The following is a 23,999-nucleotide window of genomic DNA, read 5'->3' as shown; positions in this document are numbered from 1 at the left end:
CTCACGAAGAAGGGGCATCACCCGGGATGAAACGCACGAACGGGATGTGCCTGCCGACCTCGCGGTAGTCCGCCACGCTGCCGTCCACGGCGAACCCCATGATCCGGCAGAGGCGGCGGGCGGCGGCCGGGTGGCGGGGCGCGTACCGGGCCATGATCTCCGCGCCCTCGGCGGCCTCGAGCGGCACGGCGGTCGCCCGGAGACGGCGGCCCCCCACCTGGACGGTCACCCGCGGGGTGGCCATGACGTTGCGGTACCAGTCGGCCTTGGGGCCGAAGCCGGAGGCGGCCACGTAGCCGTGGCCGTCGTGCCGGACGACCTCGATGACCGCCCGGCGGGGCAGGCCCGAGACGCGTCCGGTGTGGGTGAGCAGCATGACGCGGCCTCCCAGCAGCGGTCCGAGGCCCAGCCGGTAGAGCAGGATGGGCAGGCGCCACAACCGCCGGCGCAGCCCGGCCGGCGGGTCCGGCCGGTTGACGATCTCCATGGTCATCGGTCCCTTCCGAGGCCGGCGGGCGGGGGCAGGATGCTCCCCGCGCCGAACTGCCTGCGCAACAGCGGCGCGAACGTCTCGCGCATGATCAGCCGGTTCACCAGGCCCTGCGCGACCAGCCCGGCCCGGCCGCCGGGCACGAGCGACCTGGCGAACAGCGCGGCGTTGCGCTGCCGCCGCGTCACCTCCGGCCGCATCCGCGACTCGTAGCGGGCGAACGCGCGCTCGTGACCGCCCCCGCCCGCCAGCACCTCGGCCAGCAGCGACCCGGTGATCCATCCCATGCCGCCGAAGCGGGAGCGGAGCAGGTCCAGGCGTTCGGCGCGCGGCACACTCCCCCGTACGGCGATCTGAACAGGAGCAGGGCGACCAGCCGGCCCGGCTCGCCGGTGGGGTAGACGACGGCCTGCCGGCCGGGCTCGGTGTAGTGGGCGCGGACCCGGCCCCAGCCGTACCGGTCGGGGACCGGGAAGGAGGCCAGGCGGCAGCCGAGGTGACGGGCGAAACGCGGTTCGGGGCCGAAGACCAGCCCTCGACGTCACCGGCGACGGCGTCGAGGAGGGCGCCTTCGATGGTGGTGTGCATCAACGACAGGTGCGGGCCCCGGATGACCCGGTCGAGCAGCGCCTCCGTCAGCCGGGCACCGGGACGGCCGGAGGCGTCCACGAACTCGACCGAGTCGATCGGCAGCCGGTGGGGCGCGAGGGCGCCGAGGATGCCCATGCGGGCGGCGACGTCGTGGCCGGTGCCGAAGAAGTCGACGCCGTAGCCGCCGAGCCGGCCGTGCGGCGCGCGTTCGACGACCACGGGCTCGAAGCCGCGCCGCCGCAGCCAGTACGCCGGCGTGAGACCGGCGATGCCGGCCCCGCAGATCAGGACCCGCACGAGCCGCCCTCCTCCAGCAGGTCCTCCACCGCCGACAGCGCCGCGTCGACGGGAAGGTCGGGATCGATCATGTAGTGCAACATCAGGCCGTCGATCGCGGCGGTGACGAGCGTGGCGACGCCGTCCAGCCGGGCGGCCGTCCAGCCGGGACGCAGGCTCGCCAGGCGGGTGGCGATCAGGCCGCGGGCCCGGCGGAGCTCGTCGCGCAGCACCATGCCCAGGGCGGGATCGCGGGTGGCGCCCACGATCAGCTCGGCCGCCAGCCGGGTCGTCGGCTCGTCGGCCGCCGTGCGGTCCGGCATGGCGCGCATCAGGGTCAGCGCCGCGCGCTCGTCCTCGGCGTTCAGCAACTCGGTGACCAGCGGGGTGACGACGAGGTCGGTGGCCCGGCGGAAGATCGCCTCGTGCAGGCCGGGCAGCCCGCCGAAGTGGTAGTGGATCAGGCCGGGGTTGGTGCCGGCCCGATCGGCCACGGCGCGCGTGGTGACGCCGGGCCACCCATGCTCGCGCAGCAGCGCGACGCCGGTCTCCACCAGTTGCTCGCGGCGGCGGTCCCCTCGCGCCGAATTTGGTCGATCGGCCAAGTTGGTCATACGGCCAATTTAACACGTACGAGAAGGGCGCGTGCGCCGCGGGCACGAGCGGTGGTTGCATGATCAGATGACCGACGACCCCTTGGAACGCCTCAGCGCCGCCGCCCGCCGCATCCGCGAGCTGGCACATGAACGGCCCCCCACCGGCCTGTCCCACAAGGACGCCGACGACGACGCCGGCACGATCGACACGGACGGCGCCCTAGGGTTCGACCCGTTCCCCTTGCTCGGAGCCTTCCAGCGGCACGGCGTCCGGGTCGTGGTGATCGGGCAGGTCGCCGGCATCATGCACGGCTCCACCGAACTGACCGGCGACCTGGACGTGCTCTGGGACGGCACCCCCGCCCACGCCCCCGCCTTGGCCGCCGCGTTCGCCTCCGTCGGCGCCCGGCTCACCGGCGAGACGGGCGAGCCGCTGCCCCTCCGCCCGGAGTCCTTCCTCCGGCCCAAGGTGCCGTTCACCTCGCCGGGGGCCGGTGGCGACTGCTGCACCCCGGCGCTCCCCTGGGGCGGCCTGCCGGTCCGGGAGTGCTTCGACCGCGCGGTCACCGCCGTGAGCCCGAGCGGGCTGGCGGTCCACTACGTCTCCCGCGAGGACCTGGTCCGGATGCGCCGCGCCCTGGGCCGCCCGAAGGACCTCCGCCGCGCGGACGAACTGGCCCCACCCGCCCCCGCGCCGAACGCCTGACCCCACCGCACCCCGAACGCCGGCCCAGTCCTGCCGGAGGTGTCGAGGTGGGGAGCGTGCCGCATCGGTTCCTCCCGTACGGGCGAGCGCGTAAACCCTTTGGTGACGGTGTGGGGGGCTGGTTAGTCTGCCGTGCATGATCTCGCTCGTACGGCACCGCCTGACCTCCGCCGGGACCGGCCCGGCGCTGCGCGCGCTGCGCGAGTGGACGCCGCCCGACGCCCCGGCCGGCGGCGTGCATCCCGGGGACGTGGGCTGGCACCTGCGGTACGACGACGCGGCCGTCCTGCTCTGGACCGAGGACGAGCTGCCGGTGGCGGCCGGTTTCCTCGACGGTCCGGTGCTGCGGGTGACCGCCGCGCCGGGGGCCGACCTCGGGGCGCTGGCGGCCGACGCCGACGAACTGCTCGAACCCGGCCAGGACTGGTGCGACGGCCTGCCCGTGCCCGGGTGGGAGCACGATCGGGAGGAGTCCTGGCTCGTCATGTCGTGGGCCCCGCGGCCGGTGTCGAGCCGCGCCGAGCCGGTCGGCGCGGCCACCGCGGCCGACCGGGCGCTGGTGCAGCGGTCGGCCTTCGCGGGATCCACGTTCAGCGTCAGCCTCTGGGACACGATGAAACGGTCACCGGCGGGCGGGATGGCCGTGGAGGCGCTCGTGCGTACGTCGTCGGGGGCGCCCGCGGCCGCCGCGACCGGCTGGTTCGCAGGTGTGGGCCGGTGCGGGCTGCTGGAGCCGGTCGGCACGCATCCGGATCATCGCGGGCACGGCCACGGGCGCGACGCCGTGCTGGGCACGTGCGCGGCCCTGACCCGTCTGGGCGCGAGCGCGGTCGCCGTCGCGACGCCGTCCTCGAACGAGGCCGCGGTGGCGCTCTACCGGTCGGCGGGGTTCACCGTCGTACGCGAGAACCGCGACCGGGTCCGCCCCCGACCGGCCTGACCGGCGTTCAGGGCGACCGTGAGCCCGGCCGACGACACGCAGGTCGCCGCGATCGCCGCGACCACGCCGTGCACGCCGATCCAGGGCGCCGCGAGCGGCAACGTCAGGACGACCACGGCGCTGACCGTCAGCAGGACGGGACGGATCACGGGCTCCGCCACGACCAGCGCGTGCACCGTCCCGAGCAGGACGAGGAACACGCCGACCGGGACCGCGACGGCGTACCCGACGGCAAGAGACCCGGCGCCGAGAGATCCGGCCGTGAGGGGCCCGGCGGCGCGTCCGCTCTGCTCGACCGCGACCTCAAGCCCGGCGCCGAGCGCGGCCAGGGCCGCGAAGACGCCGTAGTGGCCGTACCCCCACAGGTACGAGCGATCGCGGCGGTCGCTGAGCCCGTCACCGGCCTCCACCAGGAAGTACAGCCACCACAGGGCGAACAGCACCACGAGGCCGGACACCGCGATCACCACGAATCGGCCGCTGATCCCGCTTGTCCCGACCGCCGCCGCGACTCCCCTGGACGCCGCGAGCACGCTCTCGCCGAGCAGGATGATCGTGAACAGGCCGTAGCGCTCGGCGATGTGGTGGGGGTGCCACGTGGTGGGCCCGGCCCGCTCCGCCCACCCGGGCACTGCCAGTTCCAGGGCCGCCAGGACGACGAAGAGCGGCAGCTCGGCGCCCACGGGCGCGACCAGCGAGTGGAGGAGCCAGCCCGCCGTGAGGACGGTGACGCCGCCGGCGTATCGCAGCGCGGTACGCCGCCGCGCCCGGTCCTCGACCCCGGCCCGCACCCATTGGACGACGAGCCCGATCCGCATGACGACGTACCCGAGGGTGACGACCCTGAAGTCGGCGTGCTCGCTCGCGGCCGGCACGCCTGCCGCGAGGACGAGCACGCCGGCCATCTGCAGCATGGTCAGCAGCCGGTAGGCGACGTCGTCGGTGTCGTACGACGACGCGAACCAGGTGAAGTTCATCCACGCCCACCAGATCGCGAAGAACACCTGAAGGAACGGGACGATCCCGCTCAATGCGTGTCCTTCGCCGATCTCGTGGGCGAGCCCGGCGCCGGCCGCCGCGACCGCGACCACGAAGGTGAGGTCGAACAGCAGCTCCAACTGGCTGGAGACGCGGTTCGGCTCGTCGATCGGACGTGCGCTCATCCTGATCCGAACCCTGATGCCGGCTGCCGCCAAGATCTCGCTCCTGTCGCTCGTGTTCCGGCACTGAGACAGGGCGGCGTCCCGGATTGTGACAGTCAGGCTGTCAGCGGGGCCTCGTTCCCGGGTTCGCGGCGCGGCCGGCGGTCATTCGACGGCCCCGGCCCGCGTCAGGAGGTCCCGGTACCAGGTGTCGTACGGGTGGTTGGTCGCCAGGTAGCTGGCCGGCGGGTCGGTCGCCTGGCCCGCCGAGTCGAAGTCCCAGCCGCGTACGAGCCGTCCGGCCTGCCGTGCCGAGGTGATGAACGCCGACTCCCCGGCGGGTGCCGCGTAGAACAGCGCACCCTGCTGGAGCTCCGCGCTGTCGCCCCGCTGGAACTCGTCGAAGGCGACCTGCCGGTAGCGGATGCGGTCGCCGGTGACCGCGTCGGTGTCCACCCGCAGCGTCCTGGCCGGGGTCGGGCCGTCGGCGCCGGTCCACACGTGCACGCGGGGCGTACCGCCGGCCGAGGTGGTCTTGTCGTAGCGGGCGTCGGAGGTCTTGGCGTTGCCGCTCCACGCGACGGTCATCGCGCCGCCGTCGAGCGCGCCGGTCCACTGCCAGTTCTGGTTGTTGCTCTGGCTGCGGTGGATCTCGCGGAGCCGGGTCCCGCCCGCGTCGGTGAAGCGGACGGTCGGCAGGACGCCGTTGTCGTACTGGCGGCTGGCGGACCAGGTGATCTCGCCGTCGGCGCCGAGGCGTCCCACGCGGTACCAGAGGGTGGTGGCGTTCTGGGACTGGTGGACCTCGACCAGGTCGCCGTTGTCGGAGAGGGCGACGGCCGGGGTCACGCCGTTGTCGTAGCGGCCGTGGCGCAGCCAGCTCACCCGGCCGTCGGCGCCGTACGTGCCGGTCCAGTACCACAGCACGCCGTCGCCCGAGTCGTGCACCTCCACGACCTGGCCGCGGTTGTTGGCCGCCACGGCCGGGTTGGAGCCGATGTCGCGTTTGTACAGGGTGCGGGTCACGCCGTCGCCGGAGATCACGGGGAGCACGCGGCCGCGCAGCGCGTCCACGGTCGGCGGGGTGGCCGGGTAGTCCTCGGCCCGGAACAGCCGGGGCCCGAAGGCGGAGACGAGTTTCTGGTTGAGCGCGGCCAGGTTGCCCGCGGCGTAGGAGGGGTTGTCGGTCAGGTCGTCCTTGATGTCGAGGGCGACGACGATCGGGGCGGCCGTGGGATGTGCCGCGGACCAGGCGTCGATGACCGCGAGCCAGTCGCGCAGGAGGTTCGAGACCGGGTTGCCCGCGTGGTCGACCTCGTCGCCGGGCGCGTCGTGGCCGACGGAGTAGTCGAGGGCGGTGGCGTAGCCGTTGTCGTGGATGTCGAGCTCGATGAAGCGGATGCCGTGGTCGAGCTGGTAGGCGATCGAGTTCCTGGCGCCGGAGATATTGCCCGAATAGCTGTTGTGCGTGGCGCGGAAGATCGCCGAGGGTAACGGCACGTCCGCCGCCGCCTCCGCGGACCCGCTGATCAGCAGGATCGAGGCGGCGGCGGCGAGGACTGGCAGGACGGCTCTCGGACGAGGCATGCTCTGATCCTCACGTCGGGGGCGATGCCCCCAGACAATACGATCAACGCCGTTCGGCCAACCCCGTCGCCGCCGCCGTCGCCGCCGCCGTCCCGCCCGTGGCCGCCGGGGCCGGGGACGGCCGGCGGTCGCGGGTCAGCGGTTCTCGTGCACGCGGCCGAACTCCACCGCCGGGGTGCTGCCGGCGAAGTTGCGGTCCACCTCGGCCCGTTCGGCCGTGCTGGGGTTGGCGTTCGTGCAGCTCACGGGGGCGCTGGAGCCGGACATCAGGTCACTGCACAACCCGGTGCGCCGGTCGGGCAGGCCCAGGATGTGGCCGATCTCGTGGGTGGCGATCCGGAGCGGGTAGTAGCCCTGGTTGACCGCCTGTCGGCCCATCCAGATCGTGCCGCGGCCGAGGCTGGTGGGCAGTGTCCTCGGCCAGTTGTTGTCGGCCAGGACGACGAAGCTGGCGGGCGTGCCCTGCACCAGCCGGACGTTCACCACGTTGGCGTTCCAGACCTGGGCCGCCTGGTTGACCACGCTGACGAACTCGGCCGCGCGGGAGGCGTCGTACCGTACGACCCTGACCAGGACGGCGGCCTGGGCCGGGGAGGTGACCAGCAGGAAGGAGAGGGCGAGGACGACGGAAAGCACATGCCGGAGAGACCTTGACACGGATCCTCCTCCAGGAGTTGGGGGGTTCTGTCACGGTATGCATGCCTTCGGTCGTCCGAGAAGTAGCGAATCGCACCTATCACTGGGATATAGCCGCCACGCCAGACCCAGCCCGTTCACCGGACGGCGCGGCCCGCGGAAGGCGTCCGCGGGCCGCGCCGCCGTACGTCACCGCAGTGCGGACGTCCAGCCGGGACGGCCGGGCAGCGGGCCCGGGAAGGGCTGGAGGCGCTTGAGCGTCACCTCGGCGGGCGGGACCGCCGGGCAGCGGGTGCCCTTGGCGGGCAGGTCACGGGAGAGCAGGTAGCGGTCGAAGGCATCCGTCGGGCAGTCGCCGCGGCCGTAGATGCCGTGCCCCCACCCCTCGTACGTGAGCAGGCGGGCCGCCCGCCCGGCCTGCCGCGCGGTGCCGGTCGCCCACGTGTACGGGGCGGCCGGGTCGTGCAGCGCGTTGCCGAGCAGCACCCCCGGCGAGCCGTCCAGCTTCAGCCGGTGTTGCGGGTTGGGCGTGGCCGCGCCCTGGCAGGCCAGCGTGAGCGGGTGCGCCGCGGCGCTGACCAGCATGTCCGGCGCGATGGCCGCCGACCGGCGCAGCAGCCGGTCCCATTCCCGGTAGCCGCGGACCGGCAGCGCGTAGTCCTGGCAGAACACGAACGTCGCGTCGTTGACGGTCTCCCCCGCCGCCTTCACAGGCGGCGCGAGCAGCGGGCTCGCCACCTGGGCGCCGCTCTCCATGGCGGCCAGCAGGTCGGCCAGCTCGCTCCAGGCGGGGCCGTAGAACGCGCTGAACGCCACTCCGATCAGGTCGAGCTTGCGCAGCACGACGCCCGGCTGCCCGGGGAAGGTCAGCTCGCCGCGTTCTGCCCGGCCCAGCAGGTCGTGCCAGACCGCGCGCAGGTCCCGGCCGTGCAGCGCGCACGACGCGGTCCGCTCGCACCAGGACACGAACTCGTCGAAGGAGTCCTGCGAGGTCCACGTCTCGGTCTCCAGGAACGCCTGGGTGCCGAGGCTGTGGTCCATGTTGCTGTCCAGCGCGAGGGCCCGGACGCGGCGCGGGTAACGCTCGGCGTACAGCTGGCCGATCAGCGTGCCGTACGAGACGCCGTAGTACGTCAGTTTGTCGTCGCCGAGCGCGGCGCGCAGGGCGTCGAGGTCGCGGATCACGTACCCGGTGTGGACGTTGTCGAACAGCGGGCCGGTGCGCCGGCGGCAGTCGTCGCCGTAGCGCTTGTTGAAGGCGAGCAGGGCGTCCCAGCCGGCCTGGTCCTTGATCGACAGCGGGTCGGGCGCCTGCTGGGCGAGCTCCAGCGAGCAGGTGATCGGGTGGCTGCGGGCCACGCCGCGCGGGTCGAAGCCGACTATGTCGAAGCGGCTGGTGATCTGGGGGGTGAAGCTGAGCCAGTTGTTCAGGACGCTGGTCACGCCCGAGCCGCCGGGGCCGCCGGGGTTGATCACCAGCGATCCGATGCGGGCGGCCGGGTCGCTCGCCCTGCGGCGGGCGAGGGCCAGTTCGAACGTCCCGGCGCCCAGGTTGTTCCAGTCGATCGGCACGGTCAGCGTCCCGCAGTCGACCGCGGGATCCTCCGCGCACGGCGCCCACCTGACGGCCTGGGACGGTGTCGCGGCGGCCGCGGGGACCGGCGCGAGCGGGGCCGCCAGGGCCGCTAAGAGGGTGAGGATCAGGACTGGTCTTCGCATCGCGATTCCAATCGTCGGGGGTTTGATCATCGGTCACTTCACCCGACAAGACCATCCGACTGGAGTAGGAGAACCGGGTCATCCCCTGGTACCTGTCCCTCTCATCCCGTACCGGCCGGGGGGCGTACGGCGGGCGATGGGTAGATTGCGCAGAGTGGAAGACGATGTGGTCAGCGGCATCCGGGTGCGCGGCGCGCGGGTGCACAACCTGCGGGACGTGGACGTCGCGATCCCGCGCGACGCGCTCGTGGCGTTCACGGGGATCTCGGGGTCGGGCAAGTCGTCGCTGGCGTTCGGCACGATCTTCGCCGAGTCGCAACATCGTTACCTGGAGTCGGTCGCCCCCTACGCGCGGCGGCTGCTGCAACAACTGCCCATGCCCGACGTGGACGACATCACCGGCCTGCCGCCCGCGGTCGCGCTCGGCCAGCGGCGCTCGACGCCGTCCGCACGCTCCACGGTCGGCACGCTGAGCAGGGTGTCCAACTCGCTGCGGATGCTGATGTCGCGCGCCGGCGACTACCCCGCGGGCGCGCCGCGCCTGGACTCGGACGCCTTCTCCCCCAACACGGTCGCGGGCGCGTGCCCGGAGTGCCAGGGGCAGGGCGTGCTGCACGAGGTCACCGAGGAGTCGCTGGTCCCCGATCCGGCGCTGAGCATCGCGGAGGGCGCGATCGCCTCGTGGCCGGGCGCCTGGCAGGGCAAGAACCAGCGCGACATCCTGGCGACGCTGGGCTACGACATCCACCGGCCCTGGCGAAGCCTGCCCCAGGAGCAGCGGGACTGGATCCTGTTCACCGAGGACGAGCCGGTCGTCACGGTTCACCCGGTGCGCGAGGCCGGCCGGATCCACCGCCCCTACCAGGGCAAATACGCCAGCGCGCGGCGGCTGGTGCTCAAGGCGTACGCCTCCTCGGCCAGCGAGAAGAGCCGCCGGCGGGCCGAGCGGTTCATGACCCGCCGCACCTGCCCGACGTGCGGAGGACGGCGGCTGCGTCCCGAGGCGCTGGCGGTCACGTACGCGGGCAGGACCGTCGTCGAGCTGGCCTCGCTGCCGATGAGCGAGCTGGCCGGCGTGCTGGGCCCGTCCAGGGGCGAGCCGGGCCCCGCGGGGGCGCTCGCGAGCGACATCCTCGACCGCATCGAGGTGCTGGACGAGCTGGGGCTCGGCTACCTGAGCGTCGCCCGGCCCGCGCCGACCCTGTCCAGCGGCGAGCTGCAGCGCATCCGGCTGGCGACCCAGCTCCGCGCCGGCCTGTTCGGCGTCGTGTACGTACTGGACGAACCCTCGGCCGGCCTCCACCCCGCCGACTGCGCCGCGCTGTCGGAGCTCCTGCGCCGCCTGCGCGACGGCGGCAACACCGTCTGCCTCGTCGAGCACGACATGGACGTCGTACTCCAGGCCGACTGGCTGGTCGACGTGGGCCCCGGGGCGGGCGGCGACGGCGGGCGCGTCCTGTACAGCGGGCCGGTCGCCGGGCTGCGCGAGGTCGAAGGATCGGTGACCCGCCGCTACCTGTTCGCCGCCGTCGTGCCGGAACGCCCGGCCCACCGCCCGTCGGGCCTGCTGGAACTGCGCGGCCTGACCCGCAACAACCTGCGCGGCGTGGACGTGGACGTACCACTCGGCGTCTTCACCGCGGTCACCGGGGTCTCGGGCTCGGGCAAGAGCAGCCTGCTGGAGGCGATCGCCGAGGCAGCCGCCGCGGACCGGCGGGTGGTGTGGGTCAACCAGCAGCCCATCGGCCGCACCCCGCGTTCCAACCTGGCCACCTACACCGGGCTGTTCGACACCGTACGCAAGCTGTTCGCCGCCACGGACGGCGCCCGCGCCCACGGGTACGGCCCCGCGCGCTTCTCCTTCAACGTGGCGGGCGGACGCTGCGAGACCTGCCAGGGCGACGGCTACGTGGCGGTCGAGCTGCTCTTCCTGCCCACGACGTACGCGCCCTGCCCCGACTGCGGCGGCGCCCGCTACAACCCCGACACCCTGCGGGTGACCTACCGCGACCGGACGGTCGCCGAGGTCCTGGCGATGACGGTCGACGAGGCCACCGGCTTCTTCGGCGACGTCCCCGCCGTCCGCCGCCCGCTGGAGACGCTGCACGACGTCGGGCTCGGCTATCTGCGGCTGGGCCAGCCGGCCACCGAGCTGTCCGGCGGCGAGGCCCAGCGCATCAAGCTGTCCGCCGAGTTGCAGGGCCGCCGGGCCGAGTCCACGATCTACCTGCTGGACGAGCCGTCCACCGGACTGCATCCGCACGACACCGACGTGCTCATGGACCGGCTGCACGACCTGGTCGGCGGCGGCGGCACGGTCGTGGTCGCCGAGCACGACATGCGCGTGGTGGCGACCGCCGGCCACGTCATCGACCTCGGGCCCGGCGGCGGTTCGGCCGGCGGCACCGTCGTCGCGGCCGGAACGCCGGCGCGGGTCGCGGCCAGCCCGCGCAGCCGTACCGCGCCGCATCTGAAGGGGCTGCTGTGATGCGCCGCGGGTTGTACCTGCCGCCGTTCGGCGAACTGGCCGATCCGCGCGTGCTCGCCGATCTGGCCGTACGCGCGGAGGACGCCGGCCCGTACGAGGCGGCGGGCGCGACCTGGTGGCTCGTGCAGTTCCCCGAGGTCACCACGGCCGAACAGGTGATCTCGGCCCTGACGCGGGGCTGACGTACGCTCGTCCGGCTCGGCGGGACGGGAGCGCCTGGAGGCCTCCTAGAGTGTGGTGTTGTGCTCTACGGCAGATCGGCGGAAATCAGCGCAATAGACCAGGTGATCGCGCGGGCCCGCGAGGGCCTCGCCGGCGCGGCGGTGTTGCGGGGCGAGGCGGGGGCGGGCAAGACCGCCCTGCTCGACGCGGCGTGCGCGCGGGCCGGCGGGATGCGGGTGTTGCGGACCACCGGCGTCGAGTCCGAGTCCGACCTCGCGTTCGCGGCGCTGCACCAGGTGTTGTGGCCGGTGACCGGCTCGCTCGGCGCGCTGCCCGAGCCGCAGCGCCTCGCCGTCGGCGCGGCCCTGGGGCTGGCCGCGGGCGGGGCCGGTGATCGGTTCCTGGTGGCGGCGGGCGCGCTCTCGCTGCTGGCCGAGGCCGCCGCGCCGGACGGGCTGGTGTGCGTGGTCGACGACTTCCAGTGGGTCGACCGGGCCTCGGCGGACGCGCTGCTGTTCGCCGCCAGGCGGCTGGGCACCGAACGCGTCGCGATGCTGCTCGCCGTACGCGGTGACGCTCCGGTCAAGGGCGTGCCGCTGACGGTGGACGTACGCGGCCTGGCCGAGCCCGCCGCGGCCGAGCTGCTGGAGTCGCGGCACGGCGCGCTGCCCGTACGGGTGCGGCGGGAGCTGGTCACGCTGACCGGCGCGAACCCGCTGGCCCTGGGCGAGATCGCCGCCCGCCTGACACCCGCCCAGCTCGCCGGACGCGAACCGCTGCCCGACCCGCTGCCCGGCGGCGCCCGGCTGTTCGGCGACCGCGTCGCCGCGCTGTCCGCCCCCGCCCGCCTGGCCGCCCTGATCGCCACCGCCGAAACCGACCTCACCACAATCCTGCACGCCACCACCCACCTCCTCACCCCAACCCCGGCCTCGCACGATGCGGCCGGGCCGGAGGGTGGGGAGGAGGCCGGGGCGGTTGCGGCGGATCCGGCGGAGGGGGCGCGGAGGGCTGTGGCGGAGTTGGAGGAGGTGGGGTTGGTCGAGGTGGTGGGGGCCGGGGTGCGGTTCAGGCATCCGCTGGTCCGGTCGGCGGTGCACGAGGCGGCCGCGCCGGCCGAGATCCGCCGCGTGCACGCCGTCCTCGCCGAGCTGACCGCGGACGACCGCCGCGCCTGGCACCTGGCCGGCGCGGCGATGGGCCAGGACGAGCGGGTCGCCGCCGAGTTGGTGGCCGCCGCCGGACGGGCCCGCGACCGCGGCGGGTACGGCGCCGCCGCCACCGCCCTGGCCAGGGCCGCCGAACTGACCCCCGGCCCGCGCGACCGCGCCGTACGACTGAAGGACGCCGCCGTCGCGGCCTGGCTCGGCGGCCGTCCGGGTCAGGCGGAGTCGCTGCTGGCCGAGGCCCGCGAACACGCCGGCGCGGACGCCGTCCTCGCCATGGAGATCGCCCGGCTCCGGGGCCGCTTCGAGCTGAACTCGGGCAACGCCGCCGAGGCCGTACGTGTCCTCGCGGCCGGCGAGAGCCTGGACATGCTGGCCGACGCCTCGGAGGCGGCCGCGTACGTCGGCGACACGGCGGCCGTCGTCGAGCTGGGCCGCCGGGCCGCCGCGCACCCCGAGGGCTTCCTGCGCGACACCGTGGCCGGGATCGGCCTCACCCTGGACGGCGACCCCGCGGGCCCGGCCCTGCTGCGGCGCGCGCTGGCCAGGAGCGGCGAGCTGGAGGACGCGGCGGGCTATCTGTGGGCGACGGCCGCGGCCAGCCAGCTCGGCGAGTCGGACCTGGCCGGCGAGATGACCGACCGGGCCGGCCGGGTGGCCAGGGTGTCGGGGATGGCCGGGCAGCTCCCCGTGGTGCTGGAGTTCGTGGCCACCGCCGAACGCCTGGCCGGACGGCTGGCACGCAGCCAGGCCATCTCCGAGGAGGGCCTGGAGCTGGCCCGCGAGGCCGGGTACACGAACACGGTGGCCGCCCACCTGGCCAACCTGGCGGTGCTGGCGGCGCTGCGCGGCGAGCAGGAGCCCTGTGAGCGGCAGGCCCGCGAGGCGCTGGCCATCGCCCTCCCGCACCGGGTGGGGTTGCGGGCGGGGGTGGCCGCGTACGCGCTGGCGCTGCTCGACCTGTGCCTCGGCCGGTACGCGGCGGCGCACGACCGCTTCACCGCCATCGCGGCGGCGGGGCCGGGCGCCGGGCATCCGGCCGTGGCGGGGCGTACGGCCCCCGACCGCGTCGAGGCCGCCGTGGGCGCGGGCGACGAGGCGGGCGCCCTGGCGGCACTGGAGGCGTACGAACGATGGGCGGAGCACGCCGCGACGCCCGAGTCGCGCGCGCTGCTGGCCCGCTGCCGGGGCCTGGCCGGCGCCGGCGAGGACGCCTTCGGCGAGGCGCTGCGCCTGCACACCAACCCCTTCGAGGCGGCCAGGACCGCCCTGCTGCTGGGCGAGCGGCTGCGCCGCGGTCAGCGGCCCGGCGAGGCGCGGGCGCACCTGCGGACGGCGTGGGAGACGTTCGAACGGGCGGGCGCGCGGCCGTGGGCGCGGCGCGCGCAGGAGGAGCTGCGGGCGGCGGGCGAGAGCGGGCAGGCGCCGCCCGCGGCCGTGCTCGACGCGCTGACCCCGCAGGAGTTGCGCATCGCGGGCCTGGTCGCCGACGGGTTGTCCAGCAAGCAGATCGCCGCCCAGCTCTTCCTGAGCCCGCGCACGGTCGAGTACCACCTGTACAAGATCTATCCGAAGCTGGGCATCGGCTCCCGTACGGATCTGGCGCGGCTAGTAGTTCTACAGAAGGCGCCCGTAACCGGCGACGGCATGATCTGAGGCATGCAAAACGTGAACATCTGGAGCGAAGAGTTCGGCGCCGAGAACGACACGCCGATCCTGTTGATCATGGGTTCGATGTCGCAGGGCGTCCTGTGGCCGGACGAGTTCGTCGGCCGCCTGACCGCCGGAGGCCGCCGGGTCATCCGGTACGACCACCGCGACACCGGCATGTCGGACACCGTGGACTTCGAGGCCCATCCGTACACGTGGGACGACATCAAGGACGACGTCTACCGCGTGCTGGACGCCCACGGCCTGGAGAGCGCCCACCTGGTCGGCCACTCGGCGGGCGGGCTGCTCGGCCAGTTCGTGGCCGTGGAACGGCCGGAGCGGGTGCGTTCGCTGACCGTCATCGCCTCCTCGCCGCTCGGCGGGGGCGAGGGCCAGGTGCTCATGCGGGCGCTGCTGGGACAGCCGCAGCCCGAGGGCAGCCTGCCGGAGCCGGCGCCGGAGTTCGTGGACTTCTACCGCGCCCTGATGGCCGCCCCGCCGCCGCAGGACCGGCGCGCGGTGATCGACGGCATGATCGCCGAGCAGCGTGTGCTGCACGGCACCGGGCTGCCCTTCGACGAGGACGCGGCCCGCCGGGCGCAGGAGCGCATCTTCGACCGGGCCCGCGACCTGTCGGCGGCGGCCAACCACCGGCTGGCCGCGGGCGGCAACCCCGACTTCGAGCCGGTGGGCGTGCTGCACCAGGTCAAGGCGCCCTCGCTGGTCATCGAGGGCAGCCACGAGCCGGTCAAGCCGGGGCACGGCGCGGTGATCGCCGAGCAGATCCCGGGGGCGCGGCTGATGATCGTGGCGGGCATGGGACACACCCTGCCGCCCGAGACGCACGAAGAGCTGGCCGCCGCCGTCCTCGCGCACACGGCCGGCTGACCCGCCGCGCGGGCCGGCCCCTTAGACCGACCCCTTACGACCGGCGGTCAGAGCTCGGCGGTCACGTCGGGCACGGACGACTCGGGGCGGCGCGGCGGGCGCCGGTAGCCGGTGGCGGGCGGTCGCTCGGGGATCTCCAGCGGCGGCCGCCGCACCTGGCGGTAGGGGATCGTGGACAGCAGGTGGGAGATCATGTTGATCCTGGCCCGCCGTTTGTCCTCGCTCTCCACCTCGTACCAGGGGGCCTCGGGGATGTCGGTGTGCACCAGCATCTCGTCCTTGGCCCGGGAGTACTCCTCCCACCTGGTGATCGACTCCAGGTCCATCTCCGACAACTTCCACCGGCGCATCGGGTCCTCCAGCCGGTCGCGGAAGCGGCGCTCCTGCTCGTCGTCGCTGACCGAGAACCAGTATTTGCGCAGCAGGATCCCGTCCTCGACCAGCAGCCTCTCGAAGATCGGGCACTGGTGCAGGAACCGCGTGTACTCCTCCTGCGTGCAGAATCCCATCACCCGCTCGACCCCGGCCCGGTTGTACCAGCTCCGGTCGAACAACACGATCTCCCCGGCGGCGGGCAGGTGCTCGACGTACCGCTGGAAGTACCACTGCGACCGTTCCCGCCCGGTCGGCACGGGCAGCGCGGCGATCCGGGCCACGCGCGGGTTCAGGTACTCGGCGACCCGCTTGATCGTGCTGCCCTTGCCCGCGGCGTCGCGCCCCTCGAAGATCACCACGACCCGCCGGCCCTCGGACCGCACCCACTCCTGAAGGTTGACGAGTTCCGCCTGCAGGCGGAGAAGTTCCTTCTCGTACGGCTTGCGACGCAGCCTGTCGGTTCCCATACCTGCGGATTCTAGGAGTGCGGACATGCCGAGGGCCCGCCCCCCGCGCGGGAGACGGGCCCGTGGCCTGGGCGGTTACCTGAGCCAGGCGTTGCGGCGGACGATCGGCAGGTTGCCGAGCCCGAGGGTGGTGCCGGCGCCGGTCAGGGCCAGGCCGACGAGGACGATGGCGTAGATGATGTGCTCGTCGAGGAAGGGGTTGGTGGCCAGGGGCAGTTCGGCGGCCCACATCAGGGCCAGCATCAGGGTGCCGGTGACCGCGGCGATCCGGGTGCCGACGCCCAGGACCAGCGCCAGGCCGATGCCGGCCAGGCCGGTCATGAACAGCCAGTCCACCCATGCCTGGCCGGCCAGGGCGCCGAACAGGCCGCCGAGCGCGTTCTCGCCGGTGCCCTTGAGGAAGCCGGTCGTCGGGCTGCCGCCGTTGATCCAGGCCTTGGCGGCGGGGGTGGCGAAGCCCCAGCCGAACGTCTTGTCCAGGAACGCCCACAGGAAGATCCAGCCGATCGCGATCCGGGCGGCGGCCCAGACGTAGTCGACCGGGGTGTGCGCCGCCTTGGCGACGGCGGCGACGCCCATCACGGGGGTGTGAACGGTGGTGGCCATGGCGGGCCTTCCTTTCCGCTGGGTCCTGCGTCCTGCTCTCACCTCCATCTCATCGTCCGGGGAGGGCCGCGCTCAGTGTCGTACGGCCCGTGGCCGAAGGACCTTGGTCCTCATCGCTCCACGACGTCGTCACTCCAGGACGTCGGAGAGCGGGCGGCGCGGCGTCTCCTCGCCGTCCGGGGCGACGCCGAGCCGCATGATCATCTGCGGGTACTCGCCGGAGAAGAGCTCCTGGCGCAGGAACTCGCGCAGCAGGTCCATCTCCAGCGCCTGGGTGTGGAAGGCGGCGCTGACGCCGTGCGCGGAGGCGTGCAGCAGGACGTGTTGCAGCGCCTGCCCGGTGGCGAGCCATTCCGCCCGGCCGTCGTCGCGCGTGGTCATGACGGCCACGACCCCGGTCGCCGCCTCGTCCCGGCCGCTCGGCGCGCTCCAGCCGTGCCGCCAGGAGTAGCGGCGCTGCTGGAAGACCGACTCCGCCGGCGCGGACTCGCGCGGCTGCTCGTCGGCCGGCATCCCGTCGGCGCGGGCGCTGCCGCGCGGCCTGGACCAGCGTACGATCTCCAGGCTGAACTTCTGGTCCTGCGTCTGGACGCCCTGCGCCGCCCGGGTGAGCGCGGCGAGCACGTCCACCGCCTCCAGGGAGCGTACGGGCGTCAGCTTGCCGCCCTCGCTCATGGCCGCCCTGACCAGCGACTCGACGAGCTGATCGGGGACCGGGACGTCGGCGAACCCCGCCCGGTGGGTGTGGCGCCGCTCGATCTCGCCGCCGAGCACCCGGGTGGGCTCGTCGGGCTCGCTCTCCGCCCCCGGCCTGATCGTCGCCAGCAGGCCGGGCCGGTCGGGATCGGGCAGGATCCGGACGACGGGCTCGTACCCCTGACAGCGCATCGCGGTGCGCATCGTGAACAGCGCGGCGCCGCAACTGATCAGCAGTTCCCGGCCGGCGGCGTCGCTCACCGCGAGCTTGCGCGCGGTGTCGGCCTTCAGGCCGATCTCCTCGCCGGTGACGGCGAAGGTCCAGGGCTGGGTGTTGTGCACGGAAGGAGCCAATCGACCGGCCTCCACCGCCGCGTCCAGCGCCTGCTTCGGCGAGCGCGTGGTCATGGTCCACCTCCAGGAGACGATGAGGTCAGCGCATCACATCCGGGCCGCCCAGTGACGCAGACCCGCCCTTACATCTGCGGAAACGCATCCGGGCGGCGGCGTCGTCCCCACAGCAGGTAGGCGACCGGGCCGAACGGCTGGACGAAGATGCCGAGCCACCACAGTCCCTTCCGCCCGCGTACGTCCCCCTTCGGACGGCGCCACAGGTCGACCGCCGCGGCCGTCGTGGCCGCGAGCTCCACCGAAGCCAGCACCGCCAGCCAGCTCCGCTGCCTGTTCGACATCTCGTTCCAGCGCACCGGACGCGCTCCTCTCTTCAACCTTCCGTACCAGCATGGGCGCGTCGGCCGCCCGTCAGCGTGGGTAGGAAGTCCTGTCCTTTCAGGCCATTGTCCTCTTTTCCAGAGCTTCACCTGATCCCGGCGCCTCAAGGGCCGAAGGACCCTGTCTGCGCGGATGGCACGTGGGTAGCGTCACCGGTATGGCCGCCTTCGACCCGCCCCGACAGGGGACGGGATGAATCCGTGGACGCTCTCGTACGAGGGCTTCGACCCCGCCTCGGCGAGACTGCGCGAGGCGCTGTGCACGCTCGGCAACGGCCGGTTCGCCACCCGGGGCGCCACGCCCGAGGGCCGGATCCGCACGCCCGGCACCTACCACGCGGGCTGCTACGACCGTCTGGCCTCCGACGTGGCGGGTCGTACGGTCGTCAACGAGGACCTGGTCAACCTGCCCGACTGGCTGCCGCTGACGTTCGCCACGCCCGGCTCGGACTGGTTCGCGCCGGAGCTGGCCGAACTGCTGCACTACACCCAGGAGCTCGACCTGCGCCGCGGCGTGCTGCTGCGCGACCTGCGCTGGCGGGACGGCCAGGGCCGCGTCACCCGGGTGTGCCAGCGCCGCCTGGTCTCCATGGCCGATCCCACGCTGGCCGCCCTGGAGACGACGTTCACGGCGGAGAACTGGTCGGGCCCGCTCCGCGTCCGCGCCGCCCTGGACGGACGGGTCACCAACGACGGCGTCGAACGCTACCGCGACCTGCGCGGCGACCACCTGACGGAGCACGCGACCGGCGGCCGGGACGGGCTGACCTGGCTCACCGCGGCCACCCGCTCCTCCCGCGTCACGGTCGCCCTCGCCGCGCGCGTCGACACGTCCGCCCCGGGTTCCCGTGCCGAGGAGCCCGGTCTGGTCGCCACCGAGCACGTGCTGGACGTCGTGGAGAGCGTGCCGGTGACGCTCACGAAGGTCGTCGCGCTGCTGACCTCGCGCGACCCCGCCGTGCACGACCCGCTCTCGGCCGCGCTACGGCGGGCGCGTACGGCCCCCGGCTTCGGCGACCTGCTGGACGCGCACACCGCGGCCTGGGAACGGCTGTGGGAGCGGGCCTGCCTGGACGTGGACGGCCCGGAGTTGTCGCAGATCGTCCACCTGCACATCTTCCACCTGCTCCAGACCCTCTCCCCGCACACCGCCGACCTCGACGCCGGCGTGCCCGCGCGGGGCCTGCACGGCGAGGCGTACCGGGGGCACGTGTTCTGGGACGAGCTGTTCGTCCTGCCCTGGCTCAACCTGCGTTTCCCCGAGATCTCCCACGGCCTGCTGCGCTACCGCTGGCGCCGCCTGCCCGAAGCGCTGGCGGCGGCCCGCGCGGCCGGGTACGACGGCGCGATGTTCCCCTGGCAGAGCGGCAGCGACGGCCGCGAGGAGACCCAGACCTACCATCTCAACCCCGACTCGGGACGCTGGCTGCCGGACGTCTCCCACCTCCAGCGCCACGTGGGCCTGGCCATCGCCTACAACGTCTGGCAGTACCACCTGGCCACCGGTTCCATGCCGTCGTGGTGCGCCGACCTGCTGATCGCCATCGCCCGCTTCTTCGCCTCGCTGGCCGTGCCCGACCCCGGCTCCGGCCGGTACGAGATCCGCGGCGTCATGGGCCCGGACGAGTACCACACCGCCTACCCCGGCGCCGCCGAACCGGGCCTGTCCAACAACGCCTACACCAACGTCATGACCGTGTGGCTGCTGCGGCACGCCCTCCAGCTCGGCGTGGCCGGCCCCGAGGAGGCGGCCCGCTGGGAGGACATCACCCGGCGCATGCGGGTCGACTTCCACGAGGGCGTCATCAGCCAGTTCACCGGCTACGACGGCCTGGCCGAGCTCGACTGGCAACGGTACGAAGGCGTGCGCCGCCTGGACCGGGCCCTGGAGGCCGACGGCGACGACGTCAACCGCTACAAGGCCTCCAAGCAGGCCGACACGCTGATGTTGTGCTACCTGCTCACCGCGGGCGAGCTGCTGGAGATCCTGGAAGGGCTCGGCTACCCGGCCGACCCCGCCCTGATCCCCCGGACGATCGGCTACTACCTCGACCGCACCAGCCACGGGTCCACCCTCAGCGCCGTCGTCCACGCCTGGGTGTTGTCGCGCTGCGACCGGGCGCGCTCGTGGCAGTTCTTCGCCGAGGCGCTGCTCGGCGACGTGCGCGACGTCCAGGGCGGCACCACCGCCGAGGGCATCCACCTGGGCGCCATGGCCGGCACCGTGGACATGCTGCAACGCTGCTATCTGGGCCTGGACCTGCGCCCGGACGGCCTCTATCTCGATCCCCTGCTGCCCGGACGGCTCGGCACGCTGTCGTTGCCGATCCGCTTCCGCGGCCGCCTGATCACCGTCGAAGCCGACCACGCGAGCACGCGGGTCGACGGCGTCCCCCTGCCGGGGGGCGCCGGCCTCGTCCTCACGGAGAAGGAGATGATCATGACGAACAGTGGTGACTTCGGACGCCGGGTGACCTATCACCGCGACCGGCTCGGCCTCACGGTCGACCAGCTCGCGGAGCGGGCCGACATGTCCCCCGGCTATGTCGCGTACCTGGAGGGCCATCTGGGCACCCCCGACAGGAACACGGTGATCCGCCTGGCCACCGCCCTTGAGACGACCCCGCAGGACCTGCTGGGCGGCGGCCGCGACCGCCCGCCGGGCACCGGTCCCGGCCCGGACGAGCCGGTCCTTGAGAACCTCGACCCCGAGGAGTGCCTGCGGCTGATCGCGCCGGGAGGCATCGGCCGGATCGCGTTCAGCGGCTCGCACGGGCCCACGGTGCTGCCCGTCAACTACAAGCTGCACGACGGCGCCGTCCTGTTCCGCACCGCCCGCGGCGGGCCCATGGACCAGGACCTGCGCAGCGGGCTCGAAGGCGTGGACATCAAGATCGGCTTCCAGGTGGACCGGATCGACGAGGCGCGGAAGGAGGGCTGGAGCGTGCTCGTCCAGGGGCCCGCCCACCACGTGCCCGAGGACGAGGTGGCCAAGCTGGCCGACGCCGGCGTCACGCCCTGGGCGGGCGGGGAACGCCATCTGTACATCCGCGTCGTACCCCACCAGATCACCGGTCGCCGCGTCCACGGCCTCTGAGGACCTTTTTCGGGGACGTCCGGCGGTGTCGCCGGGCGGTCGCAGGGGCCAGTCTGGGATCAGGAGCTCCCATTGGAAGAGAGTTGATGACCATGCTCCCGATCCGTCCTCTCGTCGCCGTCGTGGCGGCGGTCTGCGTCGCCGTCCTGCCTGCGTTACCGGCGCAGGCCGTCCGGCGGGCCGCCGTTCCCGTCCTCGTGGATGTCCGGGCCGCCCATCAGTCCGGCCTGGACCGGCTGGTCTTCGAGTTCCGCGGCCCGCTCCCGGCCCGGCGCGACGTCCGCTACGTGTCCCGGCTGATCGCCGACGGCTCCGGGGAACCGGTCGCCGTGGCCGGTGACGCCGTACTCCAGATCAGCTTCGACCGGGCCGACGGCCACGACCGCGACGGCCGGGCCACCTACGGTCCCGCCCGCCGTACCTACGCGCTGCCCGGCCTCGTCCAGGTCGTCAACACCGGCGACTTCGAGGCCACGCTCACGTTCGGCGCCGGCCTCGCCCGGCGCGTGCCGTTCCGGGTCCGTACGCTCACCCGTCCGAGCAGGGTCGTCGTGGACCTGATCACGTCCTACCGGACCGTGCCCGCGCGTGCCTACTTCCTCGACACGGCCGGGCGCGGGCCGCGGACGGCGGCCGTGACGCGCCCGGTGATCCCGCCGGCCACCGCCGCCGGCGCGCTGCTGCGACTGTTCGCCGGCCCGACGCAGGCCGATCGCGGTCGGGGGCTGCGGTTCGCGGCCTCCAAGGCCACCGGCTTCAGCAAACTGACCGTCGCGGACGGGATCGCCAGGGTCTATCTGACCGGGCCGGTCTCCGGCGGCGGGTCGGCCTTCACCGTCGCCGACCAGATCAGGCCGACGCTCAAGCAGTTCCCGGCGATCAGGTGGGTCAAGATCTACGACGCGGCGGGACGCACCGGGCAGCCCGCCGGCCCGTCGGACTCCGTCCCACCGTCACTGGAGCGGCGTCCCTAGCCGTCGCGGTGCCCGGGTCCCATCGTCGCTGGAGCGGCGTCCCTAGCCGTCGCGGTGCTCGGGCGGGCGGACCACCGCGACCGGGCACTGCGCGTGGTGGAGCACGCCTCTGCTGACCGACCCGAGGAGCAGCGCGCCGAACGCGCCCCGCCCGTGGGAGCCGACCACGATCAGGTCGCTCGGGACGCCGGTGAGCGCCTCGACGGGATGAGCGCTCTGGACGTCCTCGACCACGTTCACGTCCGGATACCGCTCCCGCCACCCGACGGTACGGGACTGGATCACCTCGCGCTGCCCGGCACGGACCTCGTCCAGGTCGAAGGAGATCTCCGGGGCGAAGGCGTGCACGGGCAGCTGCCAGGCGTGGATCAGGCGCAGTGTGGCGCCCCGCAGCCTGGCCTGCTCGAAGGCGTAGCCGATCGCCGGTTCGCAGGTGCCGGAGTCGTCGATCCCGATCCCGATCTCGCCGACCGGCTCGGGCGGCTCGGCGCGCACGACCACCACGGGACACCGGGCCTGCCCGGCCACCTGCATGGTCACCGAGCCGAGCAGGGCCCCGGCGAACCCGCCCATCCCCCGGTTGCCGATGACCACCTCGTCCGCCCGCCGCGCCTGGTCCTGGAGGACGGCCGCGGGCGTCCCCTCGACGATCTCGGCCCGCACCCGTACCGACGGCTGCCGGGCGCGTACGGCCGCCTCCGCCGCCTCCAGCACCTTGGCCGCGCCCATCAGCAGGTAGTTCCCCTGCCCGAAGTCGGGGAAGCGGGTGCTGCTGTACGGCTGCCGGTCCAGGCCGTGCACGATCAGCAGCTCGGCGCCCGTACGCGCGGCGTCGTCGGCCGCCCAGTCGACCGCCGCGGCACCGGGAGCCGAACCGTCCGCCCCCGCAACGATCAGCCCGGCCATGGTGTCTCCCCCGTACGACAGCGCCCTCGGTGGACCTTCCTCGGCCCTGCCCACCCCAAAGCCAGGATTGGGCGAAAAATCCCCAAGTTCCCGAAAGACGCGCGGGGACGCCGGGCGGCCGGGTCCCCGGGCCGCCAATCTTCTCCAAGTTTTGGAACTTGTCATCCTGTCCGCTCACCTGCCGACCGGCTGAATGAGAGGGGGAGGTAGATGCGATGTCCGAGCTGGTCGTGGTGGGTGTGGACGGGTCGGCGGCCGGGTTCGACGCGGTGGCGTGGGCGGCCGACGACGCCTTCAGGATGGGGGCGGCGCTGCGGCCCGTGTGCGTGGTGGAGACCTGGCCGTACCAGGTGCCGCAGATCGCCGCGCTTGAATGGGAGAACTCGGTGGCCGAGCGGGCCAGGGCGTCCCTGGCCAGGGCCGAGGAGATCGTCCGCGAACGCCGGCCCACGGTCGAGGTGAGCACCCGGCTGCTGGTCGGCAAGCCGGCGGTCGCCCTGCGGGAGCAGGCGGGCGAGGCCGCCGAACTGGTGGTCGGCCGCAAGGGGGTGGGCGGCTTCGCCGGGGCCGTGCTCGGCTCGGTCAGCATGAACGTCGCCGGCCAGGCGCCCGGCCCGGTGGTCGTCGTCCGGGACGGGGACGCCGCCGCCGCGCAGGACGAGGTGGCGGTCGGCATCGACGGCTCCATCGCCAGCGAGCCCGCCCTGGCCTACGCCTTCCGCCAGGCCGAACTGCGCGGTGCCGCGCTCCGGGCGGTGCACGCCTGGCCGCTGCCGTTCGCGCTGGCGCCCGACTTCTCGTGCGACATCGAGGCCCTGCGGGAGAGCCACCTGCACGTCGCCAGGGAACAGCTCGACCCCTGGCGCGAACGGCACCCCCAGGTCAAGGTGATCGCGGACGTCCAGTGCGGCCACCCCGTCAGGACACTGGCCGCCGCCGGCGAGCGGGCCGCCCTGCTGGTCGTCGGTTCGCACGGCAGGACCGGCCTCGAAGCGATCGTCCTCGGCTCGGTCACCCGCGGCGTCCTGCACCACGCGCACTGCACCGTGGCGGTGGTGCGCGCCCGCTGACCGGCGAGCGTGCCCGGCCCGTCTGCGGCACGTCGAGGGA

The 23,999-nt window shown here is 73.6% G+C and carries 21 protein-coding genes and 1 pseudogene; 9 read left to right on the top strand and 13 right to left on the bottom strand.

What is annotated here, in order from left to right; translation table 11 throughout:
* Position 1 precedes the first annotated feature (1 nt).
* The 4 genes and pseudogenes from DMB42_RS28910 to DMB42_RS28900 all read right to left on the bottom strand — a co-directional run bounded on the left by DMB42_RS28910 (position 2) and on the right by DMB42_RS28900 (position 1,971).
* Positions 2–493 carry a nitroreductase family deazaflavin-dependent oxidoreductase gene (locus DMB42_RS28910; protein WP_260478011.1) on the bottom strand — a complete coding sequence of 164 codons (492 nt, stop codon included), beginning with the start codon at positions 491–493 and terminating at the stop codon, positions 2–4.
* Positions 490–825, bottom strand: a complete 336-nt coding sequence (locus DMB42_RS54370) for a hypothetical protein (protein ID WP_221762397.1) — start codon at positions 823–825, stop codon at positions 490–492. Before DMB42_RS54370 ends, DMB42_RS28910 begins: the two co-directional genes overlap by 4 nt.
* 481 nt (positions 826–1,306) lie before the next feature.
* Positions 1,307–1,378: pseudogene (locus tag DMB42_RS56400) on the bottom strand (hypothetical protein); the annotation flags it as partial.
* Positions 1,366–1,971: a TetR/AcrR family transcriptional regulator gene (locus DMB42_RS28900; protein ID WP_125638323.1), complete on the bottom strand. Its 606-nt coding sequence runs from the start codon at positions 1,969–1,971 to the stop codon at positions 1,366–1,368. The gene DMB42_RS28900 and the pseudogene DMB42_RS56400, both read right to left, overlap by 13 nt.
* A gap of 67 nt (positions 1,972–2,038) precedes the next feature.
* On the opposite strand from DMB42_RS28900, the gene DMB42_RS28895 reads away from it, so the two are divergent.
* The gene (locus DMB42_RS28895) at positions 2,039–2,659 is read left to right on the top strand and encodes a hypothetical protein (RefSeq protein WP_125638321.1); all 621 of its coding nucleotides are present in this window, start codon (positions 2,039–2,041) and stop codon (positions 2,657–2,659) included.
* A gap of 136 nt (positions 2,660–2,795) precedes the next feature.
* Positions 2,796–3,599 (top strand): N-acetyltransferase, encoded by an 804-nt coding sequence (locus DMB42_RS28890; protein ID WP_125638319.1) that lies wholly within the window; start codon positions 2,796–2,798, stop codon positions 3,597–3,599.
* Here DMB42_RS28890 and DMB42_RS28885 read toward each other — a convergent pair.
* The 4 genes from DMB42_RS28885 to DMB42_RS28870 form a co-directional block, all read right to left on the bottom strand.
* Entirely contained in the window at positions 3,533–4,762 is a 1,230-nt protein-coding gene (locus tag DMB42_RS28885) for a low temperature requirement protein A (RefSeq protein ID WP_125638317.1), read from the bottom strand. The two genes, DMB42_RS28890 and DMB42_RS28885, sit on opposite strands and share 67 nt — an antisense overlap.
* Before the next feature lie 144 nt (positions 4,763–4,906).
* Positions 4,907–6,328 carry a hypothetical protein gene (locus tag DMB42_RS28880; protein ID WP_125638315.1) on the bottom strand — a complete coding sequence of 474 codons (1,422 nt, stop codon included), beginning with the start codon at positions 6,326–6,328 and terminating at the stop codon, positions 4,907–4,909.
* Positions 6,329–6,463: 135 nt separating this feature from the next.
* The gene (locus DMB42_RS28875; RefSeq protein ID WP_125638313.1) at positions 6,464–6,985 is read right to left on the bottom strand and encodes a snapalysin family zinc-dependent metalloprotease; all 522 of its coding nucleotides are present in this window, start codon (positions 6,983–6,985) and stop codon (positions 6,464–6,466) included.
* Between the two features lie 168 nt (positions 6,986–7,153).
* Positions 7,154–8,683 (bottom strand): alpha/beta fold hydrolase, encoded by a 1,530-nt coding sequence (locus DMB42_RS28870; protein WP_125638311.1) that lies wholly within the window; start codon positions 8,681–8,683, stop codon positions 7,154–7,156.
* Positions 8,684–8,819: 136 nt separating this feature from the next.
* Here DMB42_RS28870 and DMB42_RS28865 point away from each other — a divergent pair, with 136 nt between their 5' ends.
* Genes DMB42_RS28865 through DMB42_RS28850 form a run of 4 tightly spaced genes read left to right on the top strand, consistent with a single transcriptional unit; the run spans position 8,820 to position 15,037 of the window.
* The gene (locus DMB42_RS28865; protein ID WP_125638309.1) at positions 8,820–11,171 is read left to right on the top strand and encodes an excinuclease ABC subunit UvrA; all 2,352 of its coding nucleotides are present in this window, start codon (positions 8,820–8,822) and stop codon (positions 11,169–11,171) included.
* Entirely contained in the window at positions 11,171–11,353 is a 183-nt protein-coding gene (locus DMB42_RS28860; protein WP_125638307.1) for a hypothetical protein, read from the top strand. Before DMB42_RS28865 ends, DMB42_RS28860 begins: the two co-directional genes overlap by 1 nt.
* A 60-nt stretch (positions 11,354–11,413) precedes the next feature.
* Positions 11,414–14,155, top strand: coding sequence for a LuxR family transcriptional regulator (locus DMB42_RS28855; RefSeq protein ID WP_125638304.1), 2,742 nt, complete (start codon positions 11,414–11,416; stop codon positions 14,153–14,155).
* A 3-nt stretch (positions 14,156–14,158) separates the two neighbouring features.
* Complete coding sequence (locus DMB42_RS28850; RefSeq protein ID WP_125638302.1) at positions 14,159–15,037, top strand: alpha/beta fold hydrolase; 879 nt, start codon at positions 14,159–14,161, stop codon at positions 15,035–15,037.
* A 47-nt stretch (positions 15,038–15,084) separates the two neighbouring features.
* Here the strand turns inward: DMB42_RS28850 and ppk2 are convergent, their stop codons facing one another.
* The 4 genes from ppk2 to DMB42_RS28830 all read right to left on the bottom strand — a co-directional run bounded on the left by ppk2 (position 15,085) and on the right by DMB42_RS28830 (position 17,888).
* Positions 15,085–15,879, bottom strand: a complete 795-nt coding sequence (ppk2, locus tag DMB42_RS28845) for a polyphosphate kinase 2 (RefSeq protein WP_125638300.1) — start codon at positions 15,877–15,879, stop codon at positions 15,085–15,087.
* A gap of 75 nt (positions 15,880–15,954) precedes the next feature.
* Entirely contained in the window at positions 15,955–16,485 is a 531-nt protein-coding gene (locus DMB42_RS28840; RefSeq protein WP_125638298.1) for a hypothetical protein, read from the bottom strand.
* A 129-nt stretch (positions 16,486–16,614) separates the two neighbouring features.
* Positions 16,615–17,589, bottom strand: a complete 975-nt coding sequence (locus DMB42_RS28835; RefSeq protein ID WP_125638296.1) for an Acg family FMN-binding oxidoreductase — start codon at positions 17,587–17,589, stop codon at positions 16,615–16,617.
* A gap of 68 nt (positions 17,590–17,657) precedes the next feature.
* Entirely contained in the window at positions 17,658–17,888 is a 231-nt protein-coding gene (locus DMB42_RS28830; protein WP_221762394.1) for a PLD nuclease N-terminal domain-containing protein, read from the bottom strand.
* 217 nt (positions 17,889–18,105) lie between these two features.
* On the opposite strand from DMB42_RS28830, the gene DMB42_RS28825 reads away from it, so the two are divergent.
* Positions 18,106–21,009, top strand: coding sequence for a pyridoxamine 5'-phosphate oxidase family protein (locus tag DMB42_RS28825; RefSeq protein ID WP_125638294.1), 2,904 nt, complete (start codon positions 18,106–18,108; stop codon positions 21,007–21,009).
* Between the two features lie 86 nt (positions 21,010–21,095).
* The gene (locus DMB42_RS28820; protein ID WP_125638292.1) at positions 21,096–21,983 is read left to right on the top strand and encodes a GerMN domain-containing protein; all 888 of its coding nucleotides are present in this window, start codon (positions 21,096–21,098) and stop codon (positions 21,981–21,983) included.
* Positions 21,984–22,025: 42 nt separating this feature from the next.
* On the opposite strand, the gene DMB42_RS28815 is transcribed toward DMB42_RS28820, so the two are convergent.
* Entirely contained in the window at positions 22,026–22,889 is an 864-nt protein-coding gene (locus DMB42_RS28815) for a universal stress protein (RefSeq protein WP_125638290.1), read from the bottom strand.
* Between the two features lie 215 nt (positions 22,890–23,104).
* Between DMB42_RS28815 and DMB42_RS28810 the strand changes: the two genes are divergently transcribed.
* Positions 23,105–23,959 carry a universal stress protein gene (locus DMB42_RS28810; RefSeq protein ID WP_125638288.1) on the top strand — a complete coding sequence of 285 codons (855 nt, stop codon included), beginning with the start codon at positions 23,105–23,107 and terminating at the stop codon, positions 23,957–23,959.
* Positions 23,960–23,999 lie beyond the last annotated feature (40 nt).

This window comes from Nonomuraea sp. WAC 01424 (genome assembly GCF_003947315.1).
GTDB classification, from domain to species: domain Bacteria; phylum Actinomycetota; class Actinomycetes; order Streptosporangiales; family Streptosporangiaceae; genus Nonomuraea; species Nonomuraea spiralis.
Note: the sequence above shows the minus strand (reverse complement) of the source record. Positions and strands in the feature narration are given on the sequence as shown.

Coding starts and splice junctions, on each gene's coding strand:
- DMB42_RS28910 (WP_260478011.1), bottom strand. CDS start 493: ATGACCATGGAGATCGTCAACCGGCCGGACCCGCCGGCCGGGCTGCGC.
- DMB42_RS28900 (WP_125638323.1), bottom strand. CDS start 1,971: ATGACCAACTTGGCCGATCGACCAAATTCGGCGCGAGGGGACCGCCGC.
- DMB42_RS28895 (WP_125638321.1), top strand. CDS start 2,039: ATGACCGACGACCCCTTGGAACGCCTCAGCGCCGCCGCCCGCCGCATC.
- DMB42_RS28890 (WP_125638319.1), top strand. CDS start 2,796: ATGATCTCGCTCGTACGGCACCGCCTGACCTCCGCCGGGACCGGCCCG.
- DMB42_RS28885 (WP_125638317.1), bottom strand. CDS start 4,762: ATGAGCGCACGTCCGATCGACGAGCCGAACCGCGTCTCCAGCCAGTTG.
- DMB42_RS28880 (WP_125638315.1), bottom strand. CDS start 6,328: ATGCCTCGTCCGAGAGCCGTCCTGCCAGTCCTCGCCGCCGCCGCCTCG.
- DMB42_RS28870 (WP_125638311.1), bottom strand. CDS start 8,683: ATGCGAAGACCAGTCCTGATCCTCACCCTCTTAGCGGCCCTGGCGGCC.
- DMB42_RS28865 (WP_125638309.1), top strand. CDS start 8,820: ATGGGTAGATTGCGCAGAGTGGAAGACGATGTGGTCAGCGGCATCCGG.
- DMB42_RS28860 (WP_125638307.1), top strand. CDS start 11,171: ATGCGCCGCGGGTTGTACCTGCCGCCGTTCGGCGAACTGGCCGATCCG.
- DMB42_RS28850 (WP_125638302.1), top strand. CDS start 14,159: ATGCAAAACGTGAACATCTGGAGCGAAGAGTTCGGCGCCGAGAACGAC.
- ppk2 (WP_125638300.1), bottom strand. CDS start 15,879: ATGGGAACCGACAGGCTGCGTCGCAAGCCGTACGAGAAGGAACTTCTC.
- DMB42_RS28840 (WP_125638298.1), bottom strand. CDS start 16,485: ATGGCCACCACCGTTCACACCCCCGTGATGGGCGTCGCCGCCGTCGCC.
- DMB42_RS28835 (WP_125638296.1), bottom strand. CDS start 17,589: ATGACCACGCGCTCGCCGAAGCAGGCGCTGGACGCGGCGGTGGAGGCC.
- DMB42_RS28825 (WP_125638294.1), top strand. CDS start 18,106: ATGAATCCGTGGACGCTCTCGTACGAGGGCTTCGACCCCGCCTCGGCG.
- DMB42_RS28820 (WP_125638292.1), top strand. CDS start 21,096: ATGACCATGCTCCCGATCCGTCCTCTCGTCGCCGTCGTGGCGGCGGTC.
- DMB42_RS28815 (WP_125638290.1), bottom strand. CDS start 22,889: ATGGCCGGGCTGATCGTTGCGGGGGCGGACGGTTCGGCTCCCGGTGCC.
- DMB42_RS28810 (WP_125638288.1), top strand. CDS start 23,105: ATGTCCGAGCTGGTCGTGGTGGGTGTGGACGGGTCGGCGGCCGGGTTC.